The 15,675-nt window shown below is 42.2% G+C and carries 15 protein-coding genes; 4 read left to right on the forward strand and 11 right to left on the reverse strand.

From position 1 onward, the window contains the following. Positions 1-2 precede the first annotated feature (2 nt). Complete coding sequence (locus ACE1CD_RS30705) at positions 3-617, reverse strand: hypothetical protein (RefSeq protein ID WP_374800593.1); 615 nt, start codon at positions 615-617, stop codon at positions 3-5. 369 nt (positions 618-986) lie between these two features. Here ACE1CD_RS30705 and ACE1CD_RS30710 point away from each other — a divergent pair, with 369 nt between their 5' ends. Continuing rightward, entirely contained in the window at positions 987-4,007 is a 3,021-nt protein-coding gene (locus ACE1CD_RS30710; RefSeq protein ID WP_374827218.1) for an Hsp70 family protein, read from the forward strand. A gap of 441 nt (positions 4,008-4,448) precedes the next feature. Here ACE1CD_RS30710 and ACE1CD_RS30715 read toward each other — a convergent pair whose 3' ends face one another. From ACE1CD_RS30715 to ACE1CD_RS30725, 3 genes are all read right to left on the reverse strand, one after another. Beyond that, positions 4,449-4,688, reverse strand: coding sequence for a hypothetical protein (locus ACE1CD_RS30715; RefSeq protein WP_374800597.1), 240 nt, complete (start codon positions 4,686-4,688; stop codon positions 4,449-4,451). A gap of 25 nt (positions 4,689-4,713) precedes the next feature. After that, positions 4,714-5,490 (reverse strand): MBL fold metallo-hydrolase, encoded by a 777-nt coding sequence (locus tag ACE1CD_RS30720; RefSeq protein WP_374800714.1) that lies wholly within the window; start codon positions 5,488-5,490, stop codon positions 4,714-4,716. Between the two features lie 62 nt (positions 5,491-5,552). Continuing rightward, positions 5,553-6,320: a pentapeptide repeat-containing protein gene (locus tag ACE1CD_RS30725; RefSeq protein WP_374800599.1), complete on the reverse strand. Its 768-nt coding sequence runs from the start codon at positions 6,318-6,320 to the stop codon at positions 5,553-5,555. A gap of 113 nt (positions 6,321-6,433) precedes the next feature. Between ACE1CD_RS30725 and ACE1CD_RS30730 the strand changes: the two genes are divergently transcribed. Further along, on the forward strand, positions 6,434-7,201 hold the full coding sequence (locus tag ACE1CD_RS30730) for a class I SAM-dependent methyltransferase (protein WP_374827219.1): 768 nt from the start codon (positions 6,434-6,436) through the stop codon (positions 7,199-7,201). A gap of 5 nt (positions 7,202-7,206) precedes the next feature. Further along, positions 7,207-7,806 carry a class I SAM-dependent methyltransferase gene (locus ACE1CD_RS30735; RefSeq protein WP_374827220.1) on the forward strand — a complete coding sequence of 200 codons (600 nt, stop codon included), beginning with the start codon at positions 7,207-7,209 and terminating at the stop codon, positions 7,804-7,806. Between the two features lie 45 nt (positions 7,807-7,851). On the opposite strand, the gene ACE1CD_RS30740 is transcribed toward ACE1CD_RS30735, so the two are convergent. Then, positions 7,852-8,139 (reverse strand): hypothetical protein, encoded by a 288-nt coding sequence (locus ACE1CD_RS30740; protein WP_374827221.1) that lies wholly within the window; start codon positions 8,137-8,139, stop codon positions 7,852-7,854. Between the two features lie 262 nt (positions 8,140-8,401). After that, the gene (locus tag ACE1CD_RS30745; RefSeq protein ID WP_374827222.1) at positions 8,402-9,574 is read right to left on the reverse strand and encodes a pyridoxal phosphate-dependent aminotransferase; all 1,173 of its coding nucleotides are present in this window, start codon (positions 9,572-9,574) and stop codon (positions 8,402-8,404) included. A gap of 180 nt (positions 9,575-9,754) precedes the next feature. Between ACE1CD_RS30745 and ACE1CD_RS30750 the strand changes: the two genes are divergently transcribed. Continuing rightward, on the forward strand, positions 9,755-10,180 hold the full coding sequence (locus tag ACE1CD_RS30750; RefSeq protein ID WP_374827223.1) for a helix-turn-helix domain-containing protein: 426 nt from the start codon (positions 9,755-9,757) through the stop codon (positions 10,178-10,180). A 94-nt stretch (positions 10,181-10,274) separates the two neighbouring features. Here the strand turns inward: ACE1CD_RS30750 and csx2 are convergent, their stop codons facing one another. Genes csx2 through csm3 form a run of 5 tightly spaced genes read right to left on the reverse strand, consistent with a single transcriptional unit; the run spans position 10,275 to position 15,675 of the window. Further along, on the reverse strand, positions 10,275-11,495 hold the full coding sequence (gene csx2 / locus ACE1CD_RS30755; protein ID WP_374827224.1) for a TIGR02221 family CRISPR-associated protein: 1,221 nt from the start codon (positions 11,493-11,495) through the stop codon (positions 10,275-10,277). 12 nt (positions 11,496-11,507) lie between these two features. Beyond that, a complete protein-coding gene (cas6, locus tag ACE1CD_RS30760; RefSeq protein WP_374800613.1) occupies positions 11,508-12,269 on the reverse strand; it encodes a CRISPR system precrRNA processing endoribonuclease RAMP protein Cas6 in 762 nt (253 codons plus the stop codon). Continuing rightward, entirely contained in the window at positions 12,263-13,546 is a 1,284-nt protein-coding gene (csm5, locus tag ACE1CD_RS30765; RefSeq protein ID WP_374827225.1) for a type III-A CRISPR-associated RAMP protein Csm5, read from the reverse strand. The genes cas6 and csm5 overlap by 7 nt, the downstream gene beginning before the upstream one ends. A gap of 6 nt (positions 13,547-13,552) precedes the next feature. Beyond that, positions 13,553-14,695 carry a type III-A CRISPR-associated RAMP protein Csm4 gene (gene csm4 / locus ACE1CD_RS30770; RefSeq protein ID WP_374827226.1) on the reverse strand — a complete coding sequence of 381 codons (1,143 nt, stop codon included), beginning with the start codon at positions 14,693-14,695 and terminating at the stop codon, positions 13,553-13,555. Continuing rightward, positions 14,692-15,675 carry a type III-A CRISPR-associated RAMP protein Csm3 gene (csm3, locus tag ACE1CD_RS30775; protein ID WP_374800619.1) on the reverse strand — a complete coding sequence of 328 codons (984 nt, stop codon included), beginning with the start codon at positions 15,673-15,675 and terminating at the stop codon, positions 14,692-14,694. Before csm3 ends, csm4 begins: the two co-directional genes overlap by 4 nt.

A 15,675-nucleotide genomic window follows, 5' to 3' on the forward strand; every position in this document is an offset into this window, starting at 1 on the left:
TATTACTTAAGCGATGCTCTAGACCGTAAGATTTCTCCAAAACAAACAAACCAAAAATAAAGTGCAATATTAATTTCGCTGAACAACTTGGGTACACCCTCAAGCAAACCGGGAATTCCATCACCGTGCAACTTGAGCGAATCAAACATAATGCCGATCGCTAATAATCCCATGCCAGTTAGTAGCAGAAAGTAAGGTGTAGTTTTTATTTGACGCCTAAATGCAACACCGTATGCTACTGCAACAAGGGCATATACCAGGCTAGTTACCAACTTAGGAACGCCAGCAAATCTTAAAAGATAAATGTGAATTCGGAAGATTTCGTTGATGAGAAATCCTCCAGTGACAAACGCAGAAACTAAAATAAACAAGTTATTTTTAGCGCGAGGTTCTATCCTTTGCAGCAGTGCAAAAGTAAAAGCGCAAACTATGGTTGGTACAGCGCACAATAACTGGAAAGTCCGCGTTAATAAAGCCAATTCTGGTTCTGGAAAAGTGAAGGGAGGCAGAAATAAACCTCCTACTGATGCGCCAAAGAATTTTGCATATACAACCAAAGCGCCAACGAACAGCAGCGATAAAATATTGACCAGTAAAACAGAACGGTAAATTGTCATAATCTAATGAAAAAACAGTTTTAATGAGTATGTTCTTCGCTCGCGTTCTTTATGTCCTTGCGGGGCAATAGCAGCATTACCTGGCAGAAAAGCTATCCCAGGCGATTATTCCAGTGTACAACAAAAAATTGAAGCGAAGCTCACACCATAAAAGCCCCACGCACAACCGCTATTGCATCTATGATATTTAGCAAAGTTGAATATTGTCAACCTTTTGGTAACGAATATAAATATTATACGGTTAATACTACTTTTACTCTCCTGTAATAATCGGTTGTGCGACGCTAGGATATGCTCACTCGCCAAGCTCCTATTTGTTTGGACAGTGCGAAATTTCATACATATTAATAGTCTCGGAGGAAATCGTTTATGACCAGGACTACAGTAAATCCATCCTCCAATCCTGGCGCGGGTTTGTATGTGCAATCTCCCGACGGGCAGGAACTTATATTTCCGTTGAAACACACCGAAGTTAACGGAAAAATTTATGGTAATGTGTCGCGAGTTGAGGTAAGGCAAACTTTTGAAAATCATTTTACAGAACCTTTAGAAGCTGTTTATGTTTTTCCGCTACCGGATAAAGCGGCAGTGGATGATATGGAGATTAAAATAGGCGATCGCATCATCAAAGGTAATATCAAAAAACGAGAAGAAGCACAACAAATTTACGCACAAGCTAAACGCCAAGGGCGCACCGCAGGATTATTAGAACAAGAACGGGATAATATTTTTACCCAATCTCTTGCTAACATTAAACCGGGCGAGCAAATTGATGTTACTATTCGTTACACCGAGAGCCTTAAATTTGCAGGCGGCGACTACGAATTTGTCTTTCCAATGGTAGTGGGGCCGCGATTTATTCCCGGTACGCCGATCGATACTAATACCTCTGGCGGCGGTAGTGCTACAGCACCAATGACATTAAATCGCGATACCGATCGAGTTCCAGATGCTTCGCGGCTAAATGCTCCCGTGCTACCTCCTGGCACTCGTTCCGGGCATGACATCGGCGTTACAGTGGAAATTGATGCTGGTGTTCCTATCCAGAATGTCCGCTCAACTTCCCACCAAATTCGCATTGAAAATGAAAATCAAATTGTGCGAGTCAAACTGGGTGGAGAAGATACAATTCCCAATAAAGATTTGATTCTGCGTTACCAAGTTTCTGGTGAAAACACCCAAGCAACAGTGCTGACTCAATCCGACGCACGAGGCGGACATTTCGCCGTTTATCTCATCCCAGCTTTAGAATATCGCAGCCATGAAATTGTGCCAAAAGATGTAGTATTTCTAATGGATACATCCGGTTCGCAAGATGGCGAGCCGCTGCGAAAATCTCAGGAATTGATGCGGCGATTTATCAACGGATTAAATCCCGACGACACATTCACGATTATCGATTTTTGCGATATTACAACTGCGCTATCCCCAGCACCATTACCGAATACGCCGCAAAATCGCACCTTGGCAATTAACTATATCAATCAGTTGCAAGCTAATGGCGGCACTTACTTACTTAATGGTATTCGTGCTGTCCTGAATTACCCATCTCCATCGGCGGGAAGATTGCGGAGTATTGTACTGTTAACTGATGGCTACATCGGCAATGAAAATGAAGTGCTGGCGGAAGTGCAACGAGAACTGAAGCCGGGAAATCGCCTTTATAGTTTCGGTGTCGGCAGTTCCGTGAATCGCTTTTTGCTCGATCGCATTGCAGAAATCGGACGGGGAACGTGCCAAGTTGTTCGTCAGGATGAACTTACTGAGGAAGTAGCAGAAAAGTTTTTCCGACAAATCAACAATCCGGTGCTGACGAATATTGAAATAAGCTGGGAAGGCGATTCGGAATCACCAGAAATTTACCCATCTTCAGCACCTGATTTATTTGCCGAACAACCGTTAGTTTTGTTTGGACGGAAACGCGATCGCACTGCTGGAAAATTGCACATTACGGGTATTGTTGCTGGTGGCAAACGTTACGAAAAGACGTTTGAACTCAACTTTGCGGAAAGTGGAAATGCTGCGATCGCTCAACTCTGGGGACGTGCGCGAATTAAAGATTTGATGAATCAAATGTTTGCTTGCGAAACCAAAGCTGGAGTAGCGGCGGTTACGGATACAGCGTTAACTTATCAGCTGTTGTCCCAATACACGGCATTTGTTGCTGTTAGCGATGACGTGCGCGTCGATCCAGAAGAAAAATCTCTATCTGTGCAAGTGCCAGTTGAAATGCCGGAAGGCGTTAGTTATGAGGGTATTTTCGGACAAGTTGCTGCGTCTCCTCTGCTTCAACTTAACAGACAGCAACAAAACTCAGGGATGTTAGGATTTTATTCCTTGGAAGAAGATGATGATTATGATGAGTTTGCAAACATGAGAGGTTTTCAGCCTTCAAGTAGGCAATCAACTTGGGAAATGAAAAGCATTTTGCTGCTCGATGTAACTCCTCTGTCTTTGGGTGTAGAAACTCTCGGCGGTGCAATGACCAAAATTATCCCCCGCAATAGTACTATTCCCACTAAAAAATCGCGCGTTTTTTCGACTACTGCGGATAATCAAACGGGAATGGAAATTCATGTACTTCTGGGTGAGCGGGAGATGGCTGATGATAATAAAAGCTTGGGCAAATTCCGGCTTGATGGAATTTTACTAGCGCCTCGCGGCGTTCCTCAAATTGAAGTGACTTTTGAGATTGACGCTAACGGTATTCTCAAAGTTACGGCTAAGGATCGAGGTACTGGTAACTTGCAATCCCTTACCATCACTAATGCTACAACTTTGCGAGCGAATGAAATTGACAAGATGATGAAGGAAGCCGAAATTAATGCGGCGGCTGATAAGCAACGTCGAGATAATATCGATCGCAAAAATTTGACAGATTTTCAAGCTTATCAAAACCAGGTGAGCGAGTTGGGTTTTCAAGTTTCAGATACCGATCCAACAAAGGTAGAAGGGTTGCTCGAATACCAATTCGATCGGGAACCGTCTGCGCGATCGCCAGAAGTGCTAGATGAGCCTTTGCGCGTCAATCCAAACTTTTATCAAGATGAACAGAGCAATTTTGTTTTTGATGATGATATTATCGACTGCGACTACAGCGAAGTTGACTACAAATTGCAACTTTTCAGCGTTACGGGATTAGATGAAGCCGCAATTGCCGCTCTCACCCAACATCTGCAAAATCTGTATATTTCCACTAACTTTATTGGCGAAATTGCCTTTGAATTCACGGTAGGGAAAGGTCGGGTGGGGCGAATTATGTTGGATGAGGAAGCTTCAAGTTTCAAGGAGGCGTATGTAGTGGACGCGGTTAAGCGATCGCTCACCACCTGGCTACCTCCCCAATCTGCGATCGGCACTGTTCGCATCACATTGCGAATCAATCAATAAATGGCCTGCTATGGGCCAGAAACCCGGTTTTTGAGAAAAATTGGGTTTCTCCAACCCCTCTGGCTGTGACGCCGATCGCAAAATCCAACCAATACCTATCACAAGCTGAAAAGCGATCGAGTCACAATAAACTTACTCTTTCATCACACAATTCAATGATTATTATCAACATTTTTTAGTACTTTTATCACACTGAAGCTCAGCATAATAACCGATTATAAAAATGTAACGGTGATGAAAGCGAGAGATTATAAAACTAATTTATCGCACTCACAGTTACGCATACAATCGTAAAACTACTGAAAAATTATAATTAAACACCGCGCTATCAACTGGCGCTATCAATATCCAAAAAGTTTGTCCGCGTTCCTCCTGATATACTCTAACGCCCGGTAGTCCCACCGGGCTTTTTACTTTCGGCAATATAGAATTGCTTTGGCTTCACATCTTCGATTTCGCCGTAATTGTCACATCGCTCATTCCCCAAGTTTCAAACAACTGGCGAAATAGAACTTGACTGGCTGAAGTTAAATCTCCATCAGGAGGGATAGTTCCGCCTTGGATTAACGTTCCTGCATCAGTTCGGAAAACTAACTTTAGTTCGCCATCCTCATCTTTTTGAATTGCTAAATTGCCTCTCGCTAAAACTTGACCCGCACGGCTGGAAATCGCACAACGCATTTTTTATTCCTGTATAAAATCGTCTCTACACTAACGCTCGCTGCTTTAATGGCAACTCAAATCGCTCGCCCGGTTTGGCTTCGATTACCCTTGTCGAAAGATTGTTTTCTGCCAACTTCGAGCGAAATTCATCTGCACTTCCTACAGCTTTAAGCAAAAACATCAGCAATCCCTCAAACACAACATCGCCGCCAGCAGCTGTAGGCAACATCACTTGCGGTTGCAATAACTTCGCCACCGACAAAGCACTTTTAGTGCCTTTAATTATCGGCCCAACTAAGGGCAGCGCCAAGTCAATTATAGGGGTAATTACCACATCAACAGGTGCTGCTTCTTTGAGCGATGGGGGATGATAACCGTGCGGTTCGTAGTAGAGAGTAAAACCAGTTTCTAACTCTTTGAGAAGATAACCGTTTTCTATCAAAGTGGGGCCAATGGGAGAGCCGGGAGTTGCTTTGATTTCGATGCTTTTGTCGATCGCAAATGTTTCCCCGTGAGGAAGTGCTGTTACCTGGGTGTAACCCAACTCCCGCGCTACTTTAGCCGCATTGGGAGAACCGACAACGGGAATTGTGCGATCGAGCTGCTTGAGCGTCTCTGGGTGTGCGTGATCTTCCAAACCCTGAGATAGCAAAATTAGGTCAATATTCTCTGGTATTGGCCTTTGCGTCTGTTTCATACCTTTGAACAGCCAGTCGATCTTACCGAAAACCAACGCACCAACTAGCCAAGGGTCGAGGAGAATTCGTTTCCCACCGATTTCAATTAACCAGGAATTGCTGTCAAACCACGTCAGGTACATAGCACTCATGAAAATGTCTTTTATGTTTATTTTATGCTATTATTACGAAATGTTAACATCAATCAGTCATGAATTGTGCCATCAGGCATGATTGTCCCGGCGAGGTTAGCTCCCACCAGTTTTACTAAAATGCGATCGCCTGACCCAATGTTCGCGCCCCTCAAGTCCGCGCCCCTCAAGTCCGCTCCACTCAGGTCGGCTCCAATTAAATTCGCTTCCCGCAAATTCGCTTCCCGGAGATTTGCCTGCAACAGGTTAGCTCTAAACAAATTGGCTTTGTGTAAGTTAGCTCCCATCAAATTAACTCTGTGCAGGAAAGCATCTTTGAGATTTGCATCAGTTAAATTGGCGTAACTTAAGTTTCTTCCAGATAAATCTTTTTCGCTTAAGTTGGCTCTACTCAAATCTTTGCCGCTCAAGTCGGATTTTTGGTTTTGAGATCGGTCGCGATAATCCGAACTTTGCTTTTGGGTTTGATGGCGATAATCAAAACTTTGCTTTTGGGTTTGATGGTGATAATCGGAACTTTGCTTTTGGGTTTGATGGTGATGAGCGGAATTGTGTTTTTGGGTTTGATGGTGATAATAAGATGTTGTCGGCTTTTGTTTGGGTGGAGTTGAACGCTCTGGCGGTAACGATCGCAGACGATCGCGAGCTTCATTGATTTCTTTGAGCTTTTGTTGTGCTTTTTCTTGAAGTCGGGTATTATCTTTAGGAATGCGGTCTGGGTGCCAAATAAATGCCAAATCTTTGTAAGCCTGATTAACTTCTTCAGGTGTTGCTCCTGGTTCCAGTCCGAGAATTGTGTAATATTTATCTAAGTCGCTCATAAAATTTATTAGGTGTCATCAGTCATTAGTAATAGGTTACATACTAGCAATAACTTCACTTTCTGACCGCTCGGCGTATAACATTTATTTTAATCCGCGATTTCAAAGCAAAGATGGCTACAAAAAATTATCCGACATTTCTTCAGCGAGCCACCGCAATTATCATTATCCTCTTCTGGGGGTTGATTTTAACTGGCTGTCAAACCGTAGAAACCAAAACTGTCGCCGATTCCAACAGCGTTTATCAAGAAAAAGCTGCCCACAGCCCAGACGGTATCGGTAAATTTTATATGGGCAGAGAAATAGCTCAAGTGATGGGGCACCAGGGCGCGGGGTGGCTGGAGCGATCGAGCCGCGAAATAGAAGAGCGACCTTCTTTAGTCGTCCAAGCTCTCGACTTGAAATCAACTGATATCGTAGCAGATATCGGAGCCGGGACTGGTTATTTCAGCTTTCGGATTAGCCCTTTGGTGCCGGAAGGTAAAGTTTTGGCGGTGGATATCCAACCAGAGATGCTTGACATTATTAACTTTTTGAATAAGGAGAAAGGTATTACCAATGTCGAGCCGGTTTTGGCCAGCGTTACCGACCCCAACCTGACGGAGGAAAGTATTGACATAGCGCTAATGGTGGATGCTTATCACGAGTTTAGCTATCCTAAAGAAGTTATGGAAAAAGTAGTAAGAGCTATCAAACCAAATGGGCGGGTAATTCTCGTAGAATATCGAGGTGAAAACCCATTTGTAGCGATAAAACGCCTCCATAAAATGACGCAGAACCAAGTTCGCAAAGAAATGTCAGTCGTGGGTCTGCAATGGGTAGAAACGAAAAGAATTTTGCCGCAGCAACATATAATCGTGTTTAAAAAAGTAGGAGTTTAAACGATATGGTAAGGGAACTTCCAAATTGGGAACAGTTGTATCAAGAAAAGCCAGTGGAAACAATGCCTTGGTTTAATGCCGATCTCGATCCGGATCTCGAACAAGCGTTAACCAAGCTGAACTTACAAGCAGGAACGGTATTGGATCTCGGTACTGGGCCAGGAACGCAGGCGATCGCATTGGCTCAACGCGGCTTTAAAGTGACGGGGACTGACCTTTCTCCTACTGCTGTGCAGAAAGCGGAAGAAAAAGCCAAGGAAAAAGGTTTAAATATTATCTGGAAACAGGATGATATTCTCAATAGCAAGCTTGACGAACAATTCGATTTTGTATTCGATCGCGGCTGTTTCCATGTATTTACTGCCGATCTCAGACAAGATTACCTTCGCGCTGTAGATAAGTCGATCGAACCCAATGGCTATCTGTTCCTGAAATGCTTTAGCCACAAAGAACCACGCGACGCTGGGCCTTATCGATTTACACCAGAAGAAATTAAGCAGATATTCAACAAAAAATTTAATATTTGCGATATTCAAGAAACTGTCTATCACGGTACTTTAGTGCCATTTCCATTAGCACTGTTCTGCGTTTTGCAAAAATCGTAAAAACCTGTTCTTGCCGCCTAAGTCGAACAACTTGGGCGGAAGTTATTACCCCTGATATCGTCGCGCTTGTTTTGCAGCTTCTTCTTCAAGTTGGATCGCCAAGTCAATACTGAATCTGACATGAGCAATTGTTGAGCTAATATCTTTTGGGTCGATGGTACAGCCGTAGCGAGCAAAGCTTTCATCTGGATGTTGCCAACGCAACCATAACTTTCCGTTCATCGTTTTGGTAGTTAATCGCCAGCCTTTATATTGTGCGGGAATTTGCTTCGGCTCGCGCTCGGAAAAGTTGGATTTTTCTGCACATTCTGGTTCGCTCACTAGCATCATCATTTAAATAACTTTAACTCTCTACATTTCCATCTTCAGTGAAAATACTGTGCCAAGTGGTGACTGAACTCTTTAGCAAAAGTGATAATTAAAACGGAATCGCGTGAGCTGAGATTTGAATTTGTCGTGACTGCAACTAACTTAGCACTGTGAGCGGAGTCACTTATAGCAGCGGGGGAGCAGGGGAGCGGGGGAGTGGGGGAGCGGGAGAATAAATCTTTTCCCTTTGCCTTTTCCCTCTTCCCTAAGCCCTAGCCTCTAGCCCCTAGTCCCTAGTCCCTTGTTTTTCCAGTCCCCGCACGAGTCGCCCAATCCCTTCTATCGCCGTCTCTTCTTTGAGCGCTCCGTAGGCAACGCGCAGGTAGCACCCATGTTCCATACCAAAGGTGGTGCCTGGAATTACTGCTACTTTATGTTCGCGGATTAGGTATTCCACTAACTCCATTGCATCTAGCTGAGTGCGGACTTTGAGCAGAAAATAGAAAGCGCCATCGGCTTTGGGAACAGTACATAAATCTTTAATAAGATTGAGTTGGCTCAGGCACTTCTCTCGCACCGTTGCGATCGCACTTAACTTTTCTTTACAATATCCCACACCTGCTTGCAATGCTCCCAAAGCTGCATACTGGGAGATTACTGGCGGACAAATAAGGATCGTATCTTGAATTTTTTTGACGGACATCAGTAGATGTTCGGGAATGACCATGTAGCCGATGCGCCAACTGGCAAAACCATAAGCTTTGGAGAGGGAATAAAGGCAAATGGTGTATTCAGAACTTTCTTTATTTGCGCCAGGGGAGTAGTGCTGCACTCCGTTGTAGGTAAAATATTCGTAAGCTTCGTCGCTAATGTGATAGATTTTGTGCTGGCGACATATTTCGTTGACTTTTTGCAATGCTTCTTGCGGATAAACTGCGCCTGTGGGATTGTTGGGTGAAATGGTGACAACGGCGCGTGTTTTTTCGGTGATGGCTTTTTCTATTGCATCGGGAATTAGCTGATAATTTTCGTCGGTGGGTACGAGTACGGCGCGACAGCTTGCCATTGCGATCGCCATTTCGTGATTAAAATAATATGGTGAAATCAGAATAATTTCATCCCCAGGCGAAGTAATTGCCAGCACCGCGTTCATAAACGCCATATTGCCGCCAGCCGTGACGACAATGCAGCGATTATCGTCGATTTCGATTCGATTTTCAGTTAACAGCTTATTTTCGATCGCTTCCTGTAATGCGGGAATTCCCTCTACCGCTTGGTACTTGTGATTTTGGGGATTAGCAAAAAATTCGGTAATTTTTTCCGTCGCTGCCGGCGGTGGGCCATAATCGACCACCCCTTGTCCCAAAGAAATCGTTCCCGGATGATTGCGAATTAGTTCCGCCACCACCGGGATTATTGGCGTTTGTACCGCCTGCATTCTCAGAGTTTCGTTTTTCATTTTACCTAGTAATCCCAGGATTTCGCTAAACCTGGTAGTAGGTAATGGGTAGTAGGTAAAGTTTTTGCCTATTACCCATTACCCACTAGCCACTACCGATCGGCAACTTGCGTTATTATAATTGGTAGCGGGCATTAGATAGAATAAATTAGGTAAAAAAAACGGTGATGAGAATAAGTTATGAAAGTGAAAACTCAGCTAGCTGAATTAAGGGCTAAATATGGTAATCTCAGTTATGAAGAAATTGCGGCATATACGGAAATCGATCGCCAACAATTAAGCGCATTAGAAAATAACGAAGCAAGCTCGATCGAATTTGTGACTCTGGCCAAACTCTGCTCGTTTTTTAAATGCACTCCCAATGATTTGCTAATCGTAAACTACGAAGAACAGGAAATTGAACCGACTCCTCCAACTGCGGAAGCGCTTTTGAAAGCTCGCGAGATTATTAAAGAAGGATTTGCGCTAGCGGATACTGCACCGCCGCGTCCAGCGCAGGAAATTTGGGCAGAGTTTGAAGCAGTTCGTAGCAAGGTAGCAACAGAAATTTCTAACTCAGAGCAGGTGAATAAAATAGATGTTGAGAGGATAACAACTGGTGGTTAAAGTTATTATCGATACTTCTGTTTTTATTGCCGCTTTTCGGAGTAAAACTAGCACCAGCAGTCCGGTTAAAATTATAGATTGTACAAACTGCTAACTAAACTGTGAATTCAGAAAAAACCGTTTCTATTTCTTGGATTAACTTATTTTTTACATATTGCTGCAATTGAGTAGCTTCAGCAGAATTACGCCGCATTTCTGCATGAGCAATATCATTGCGATATTTAATTAAGTTTGACCAAGTAAGCGTAATTTTATCATCTTTTGTCCGAGCAGTTGCTAGCGTTAAATGAGGTTTTGACCCTTTCATCTGGTTTAATTCGTCCTCTACTTGCTCGCGATTTCCTTTATTCAGATAGTCCATTCCTTTTGCAACACACCGCGCTGAAACTAACCATTCTCGCGCTAATAAAATTGCCTGCGTTCCCTGTTCCTTTTTTACATACCAACGCAGAAGTAAAAACTGTTTTTGCAATGAAGATTGACTATTTTCTAATTTTTCAGGATCGGACAAAGCAAACTGTCCGTAACTTTGCTGAATTTGTTCGGATAGCAACTCAAAAGGTTTCGCAAAATAACCTACTTCTTTCGCTAATTCTTGCGCTGGTATTTTCTGTAATTTTGCTGTTTCTTTCAAAACTCCCATCGAGCGAATTAATTCCAGCGATCGCGAAATATCTTGAATCGAAGTACCTAATTTTTCTAGAAGCCTTGGCGGTGTAATTTTCTGCCGATCCTGACTAGAAAAATCTTGTTGAATTTTCGATAGCAAATTTCCTAAATTGATGGAAGAACCAGTAGTAATAAACTGTTCTGTTGCTGTCAACCAATCTAGTAACTTAATCGCTGGAGTTAAGTCAATAATTGGTGTTTCTGGCTGATTCCGATCGAATGCGCCGTAATAAACACTTTTAACTGTTACCGATCTGGCTTTTTGCAAAAATGCCGTTACTAGAAAAGCCAAAAATGGAATTGAACGGAAAGCATGGGTAATATCAAAAATAATTTCTGAGTTGGGTGGGACAGCATCTACTACTTTCACAAAAAGATTCCACAACTCTTCTTCAGTTTGCTTTGAAGAAATAGGGACAGGCTCAATGGAGATTTTCTTATGTTTGCTGATACACTCTTGCAAGCCTTTCCAGTTTTTATGCTGTTCAGCTTCAGGAGTTAAAAAAACGCTAATTTTTTGGATTTCATTGAACTTTAATAATGCCTCAACTACATAAGGCGATGGATTTTCCAGCAAAGGCTTTTCTTGCCATGTAAACTGAGTTGTCTCTAGGTTAAATACACCTAAAAATGTTAAAAGTTGCATAGTTATTTACCTTTAGCTAATTAAATTTGTCTGTCCCATCCCCAACCGCGTTTTCACCCCAGTCCCCGCCCATCGCCCATAGCTAACTAACAAATTAGCTACATTCGCTAACAAAGGATCGGTATTTGGGAAAGTTACCAATTTCACCTCACCCATAAATCCATGAATATAACCTCTAGGCAAATGAAATGATCGCGTATTAATTCGGTGGTGTTTAATCATTATAGCATTACTCAAATAACCAATCAATTCATCGCTTCCCAAATAAACAGGCGCAAAATAATTCCACTTTTCCAACCAACTGCGAAACATCAAATTTGGTAGGGGAAGCGGTAAGTTAATTCGACCTTGGGCGAAAGCTGTGGGCGTGATAAATTCTAAGTTAAATTGCCTCACTGTTTCGGGTTCGATCGCCACTAAATTGTTGTATAATTCTTCATAGCTGCTCACCTCATCTTCCCGATGAACCACATTAAATTTTGCCCCCAAAAATTCTAGTGTAGGCGATAATTCCAAAGATGCGATCGCCTTCGCCGCCGTTGCATTCAACCCGCACAAAGATAAACTGCAAAAATTATCCGTTGAAAAAGTAAAAAACTCTTTCCCATACGAACGCGAACCAATAATCCCCGAACAAGAAATCGTAGGAATCCTTTCCCCTCCCATTTCCAAATTTAACTTTTCATGCAGTAGCTTCACCAATTCCAACCCAAAACTGCGAGGTAAAACCGCTGCTTCCGATAAACTTAAACTCCAAGTAGAACGAATCAACATAACTTAAACTTTGCCCATCCCGGTACGTATTTAATCTCACCATTTGCTGACATCACACTCCGCCTAGATTTAGGTGCTTCAAACTGAGGTGCTTTAATTCCCGCCGCATCCCGAATTTGCGCTTTCAATTCTTCCTCTAACAGCAAATCAATCGTAGTTCCATTCATTCCCGTACCCCAACCAAGTCTTAAAGTAAAAGGACATTTTTCTAATTCGTAGAAACTGCGAATATCGCTAAAATTTAAATTTTTACCCTGCGCGTTTTGGTTATTTTTAATATTCTGCCAATAATCATATTCCGCATCCCATTGCTCTTGAGCAAATTCGGAGCATATTTTGATTAAATCGTCAATAGTTTGAAAAGGAATTTTCATATCTTGGCGATGACGAAACCAAGACAGCATTTCCGTATCCAAACTGAGAGTAAATTCAGTTTGCACGTTTCGCACCATTTCAGTATAAATAGAAGCGCGATATTTAGCTGTATAATTATCAAATCGACTCGATACAATTACCTCAGCAACCACAGGTAAGTTAAGAGTTACTTCTTTACCGCGTTTATTGACAGTTTTATCTTCCAACAAAGGTTGCGAATCAGTCACTTCGATCGCCCGCATCAGATCGGTATTTGGGCCAATCTTAGCCGGAACTTTTTTATCCTGATAAGTCAGAGAAAAATTAGTAAATAAATTATCCATAAATAGCTCATCGTCTAAAAATTTCTTTTTTTGACTGTGAGAAACATCGCCTTGATTAAGTTTCTCTCGCAATTTTTCTTCGATCTCGCTAACTTTGGGAGTAACTTTATATTCATCCCTGTGCTTGAGTAAATAATAAGCGATCGCAGTCCGAATTGCCCCTTTAATCGACGATCCGGGTATATACAATTGCCCCATTCCATTGCGAATCATCGGACGCAATTCAGTAATTTTTTGTTCTGTCCATTTGCGACTGCTAGTAATTTTGGGAAAAATAGCTTCCCCATTCCCAGTTTTCGTATTCCACCAACTATCGCCAAAACTATCTTCTAATAGTTGGGTAATATCATCGCGATTTTCGATCGCCGCGATGTAATTTTGCAATCTACCTCGCTGCTGCAATGCTTTCGCTAAAATTTCGCGATCGGGAAAATAAACCCTCGATCCAGTTTGCACGTATTCAAAAGGATTCAACCGCGAAACTTCCGATCCGATATGTAAAATCGGACTCGTTAGTTGAATTTTCCGAGATTGAGAAACCGTTGGTTTTTGGATAGCGGTATTAGGAGAAATAATCATAATAATTTAGTGTTTAGATTTGGAACTATCTGATATTTTAATAGGTAGACTAAGACCGATACCACAGCGGTAAATGGGATGGTATTTATATTCCCCTTCTCGCGTAATAAATTCATCAGGTGTCACATCAACTAATTTTCCTAGTGGCTGTTTTGGAAAAACCGAACCTTCCGCAAACATTCGTACCATTTTGCGCCGCAATTGATGCCCTGAAGGAGATGAAGAAATCCACCCGCCGCGTTCTATAATTTCATAAGCAGTATCTTCCTTATCAGTAATTAACTGATTCAAATTGGCAGGATCGTTATCCCAAAACAGTCCGATCGAGCAATAATGAGTTAATGCTTGAGGAGGATTGACAATATTTTTCCAACTAGCAGGTAAATCTAACCATTCCACCTCAAATCTACCCGCACCGCTAGAACGTTCTCCCCCTAATCCTTCTTCTCCCAACAAGTACAAAGCTGCATAGAGATTTGCTGCTAATTGTTCCTGTTTTTCGGGAAAATAAACTAGGAAGTACAAACCAGACAAGCTTTTAATTTCATTACCATTTTGTTTCCACTGAAATTGTACAAAACCAGTATGATAAAGGTTAGTTGCTCTGGTAATGCGATCGACCGCTATTTTCGGCTCTTGACCGATTTTATATGCTTTGCTGTAATCAAATGTGCCAGCTTTATGCAGTAAGCCATCTGATTCCTTCTTGTTTGTTTGGTCAATTAACTCTTGGCGATCGCTCTTTGTAAATCCCTCTCCTTGATACCATCGTTGCCATACTTCCAAAGGTAAATAATTAAGTTTTTTGTAAGTTTTGAAAAAATCTAAATCATTATCCTTTGGATAGTCGATCGGAAATTGCAGAGGACGGGGTAGATAGTAAATAGTGCGATCCCCTTCTTCTCGGTAAATGAAGGTAGAACTCAATTGAAACAAAGGTAAATGCTTGGGATTTTTTTCGGTAGGAAATTGCGCTAACAATTCCTCAACAGCATCTTTTTCAAACAAGCGAGCATAAGTGCTAACCCAAGCACTAAATAAAGTGTCCGATCTCACTCGATCGCCAGTTTCCTCCATCCCAATTCCCACCTCTCCAAAATGAGCGTAATTGCGACCGAAGTTAAGCTTTACTAATTTCCAATCACTCATTTTGCACTTCCATTTCCTGGCAGTAACTTCTGCTGAATTTCGTCGCTTAGACTTCCGAAACTATCCAGCAATTCAGCAATATCAGAAACATTTTTTATTGACTGTAGGGTTGCCGATTTTAGCGTCTTGCTGGTAACTTCTCGGTATTGTTTCAAATCGCGATAAAATAACTCTAAATGGGAAAATTTAATTTTGCCATAGCCGCGAGAACCATGTCCGCCCAGAGCATCATCTTCTAAAATGGCAAGTGCGATCGCAATATTTTGCAAATCCTCCACAGCTTGACTTTCATTCTCAACCGTATAGATTAATTCAAACTGAAATTCTGCTCCAGCGGGGACTCTTTCTATCTGTCTGGGATTGGCTGCTGCTGTAATGCGATCGATCCCATTTTCAAACTTCCACTCAGTCATATATAAACCAGTGTCAACTCTCTTAAGTCGATCCGCCGACTCTTTTCTTAGATGACAATCTCGAACAATCAAACGTGCAGGTGCATTACGTCCTCGCTCGATCTGGATATGTTCTTCATTATTTATCATTTTCTTTTGGCTATCTTTTTTAGCCAATCCCTCTACCTCCGCTACATCAGTTTTCATCCAAAAATTCGATCCGCCAGTAGAACCAAATACCCGACTAATTTGACAAGTACGAGCGCCATTATACCTTATATCCAAACCGTCGATTTCTGTAAAACCATCCTCTAAATCATCGCTTTCATAGCGATAAGTACCGCTTCCACCCGAACGATTCAATGGTTTATTTAGCAATCGTTCCAGAATCGATCGCAGTTTACCCTTAATAGAAGATCCTGGCAAATAAGGGTATTGAGTCAACGGATCGCGAATAACAGGTTTATCCAATCCACCAATATCAAGATTTTCACCACCGCCCCCAATATGTAAACCTGTTTCTGTTGTTAAATAGCTAGTAAGACGAAATTTACCAAGCAATGGTTTTTGATTTAATGATGCAGGCAT

It is taken from the genome of Aerosakkonema sp. BLCC-F183 (genome assembly GCF_041929145.1).
GTDB lineage: Bacteria > Cyanobacteriota > Cyanobacteriia > Cyanobacteriales > Aerosakkonemataceae > Aerosakkonema.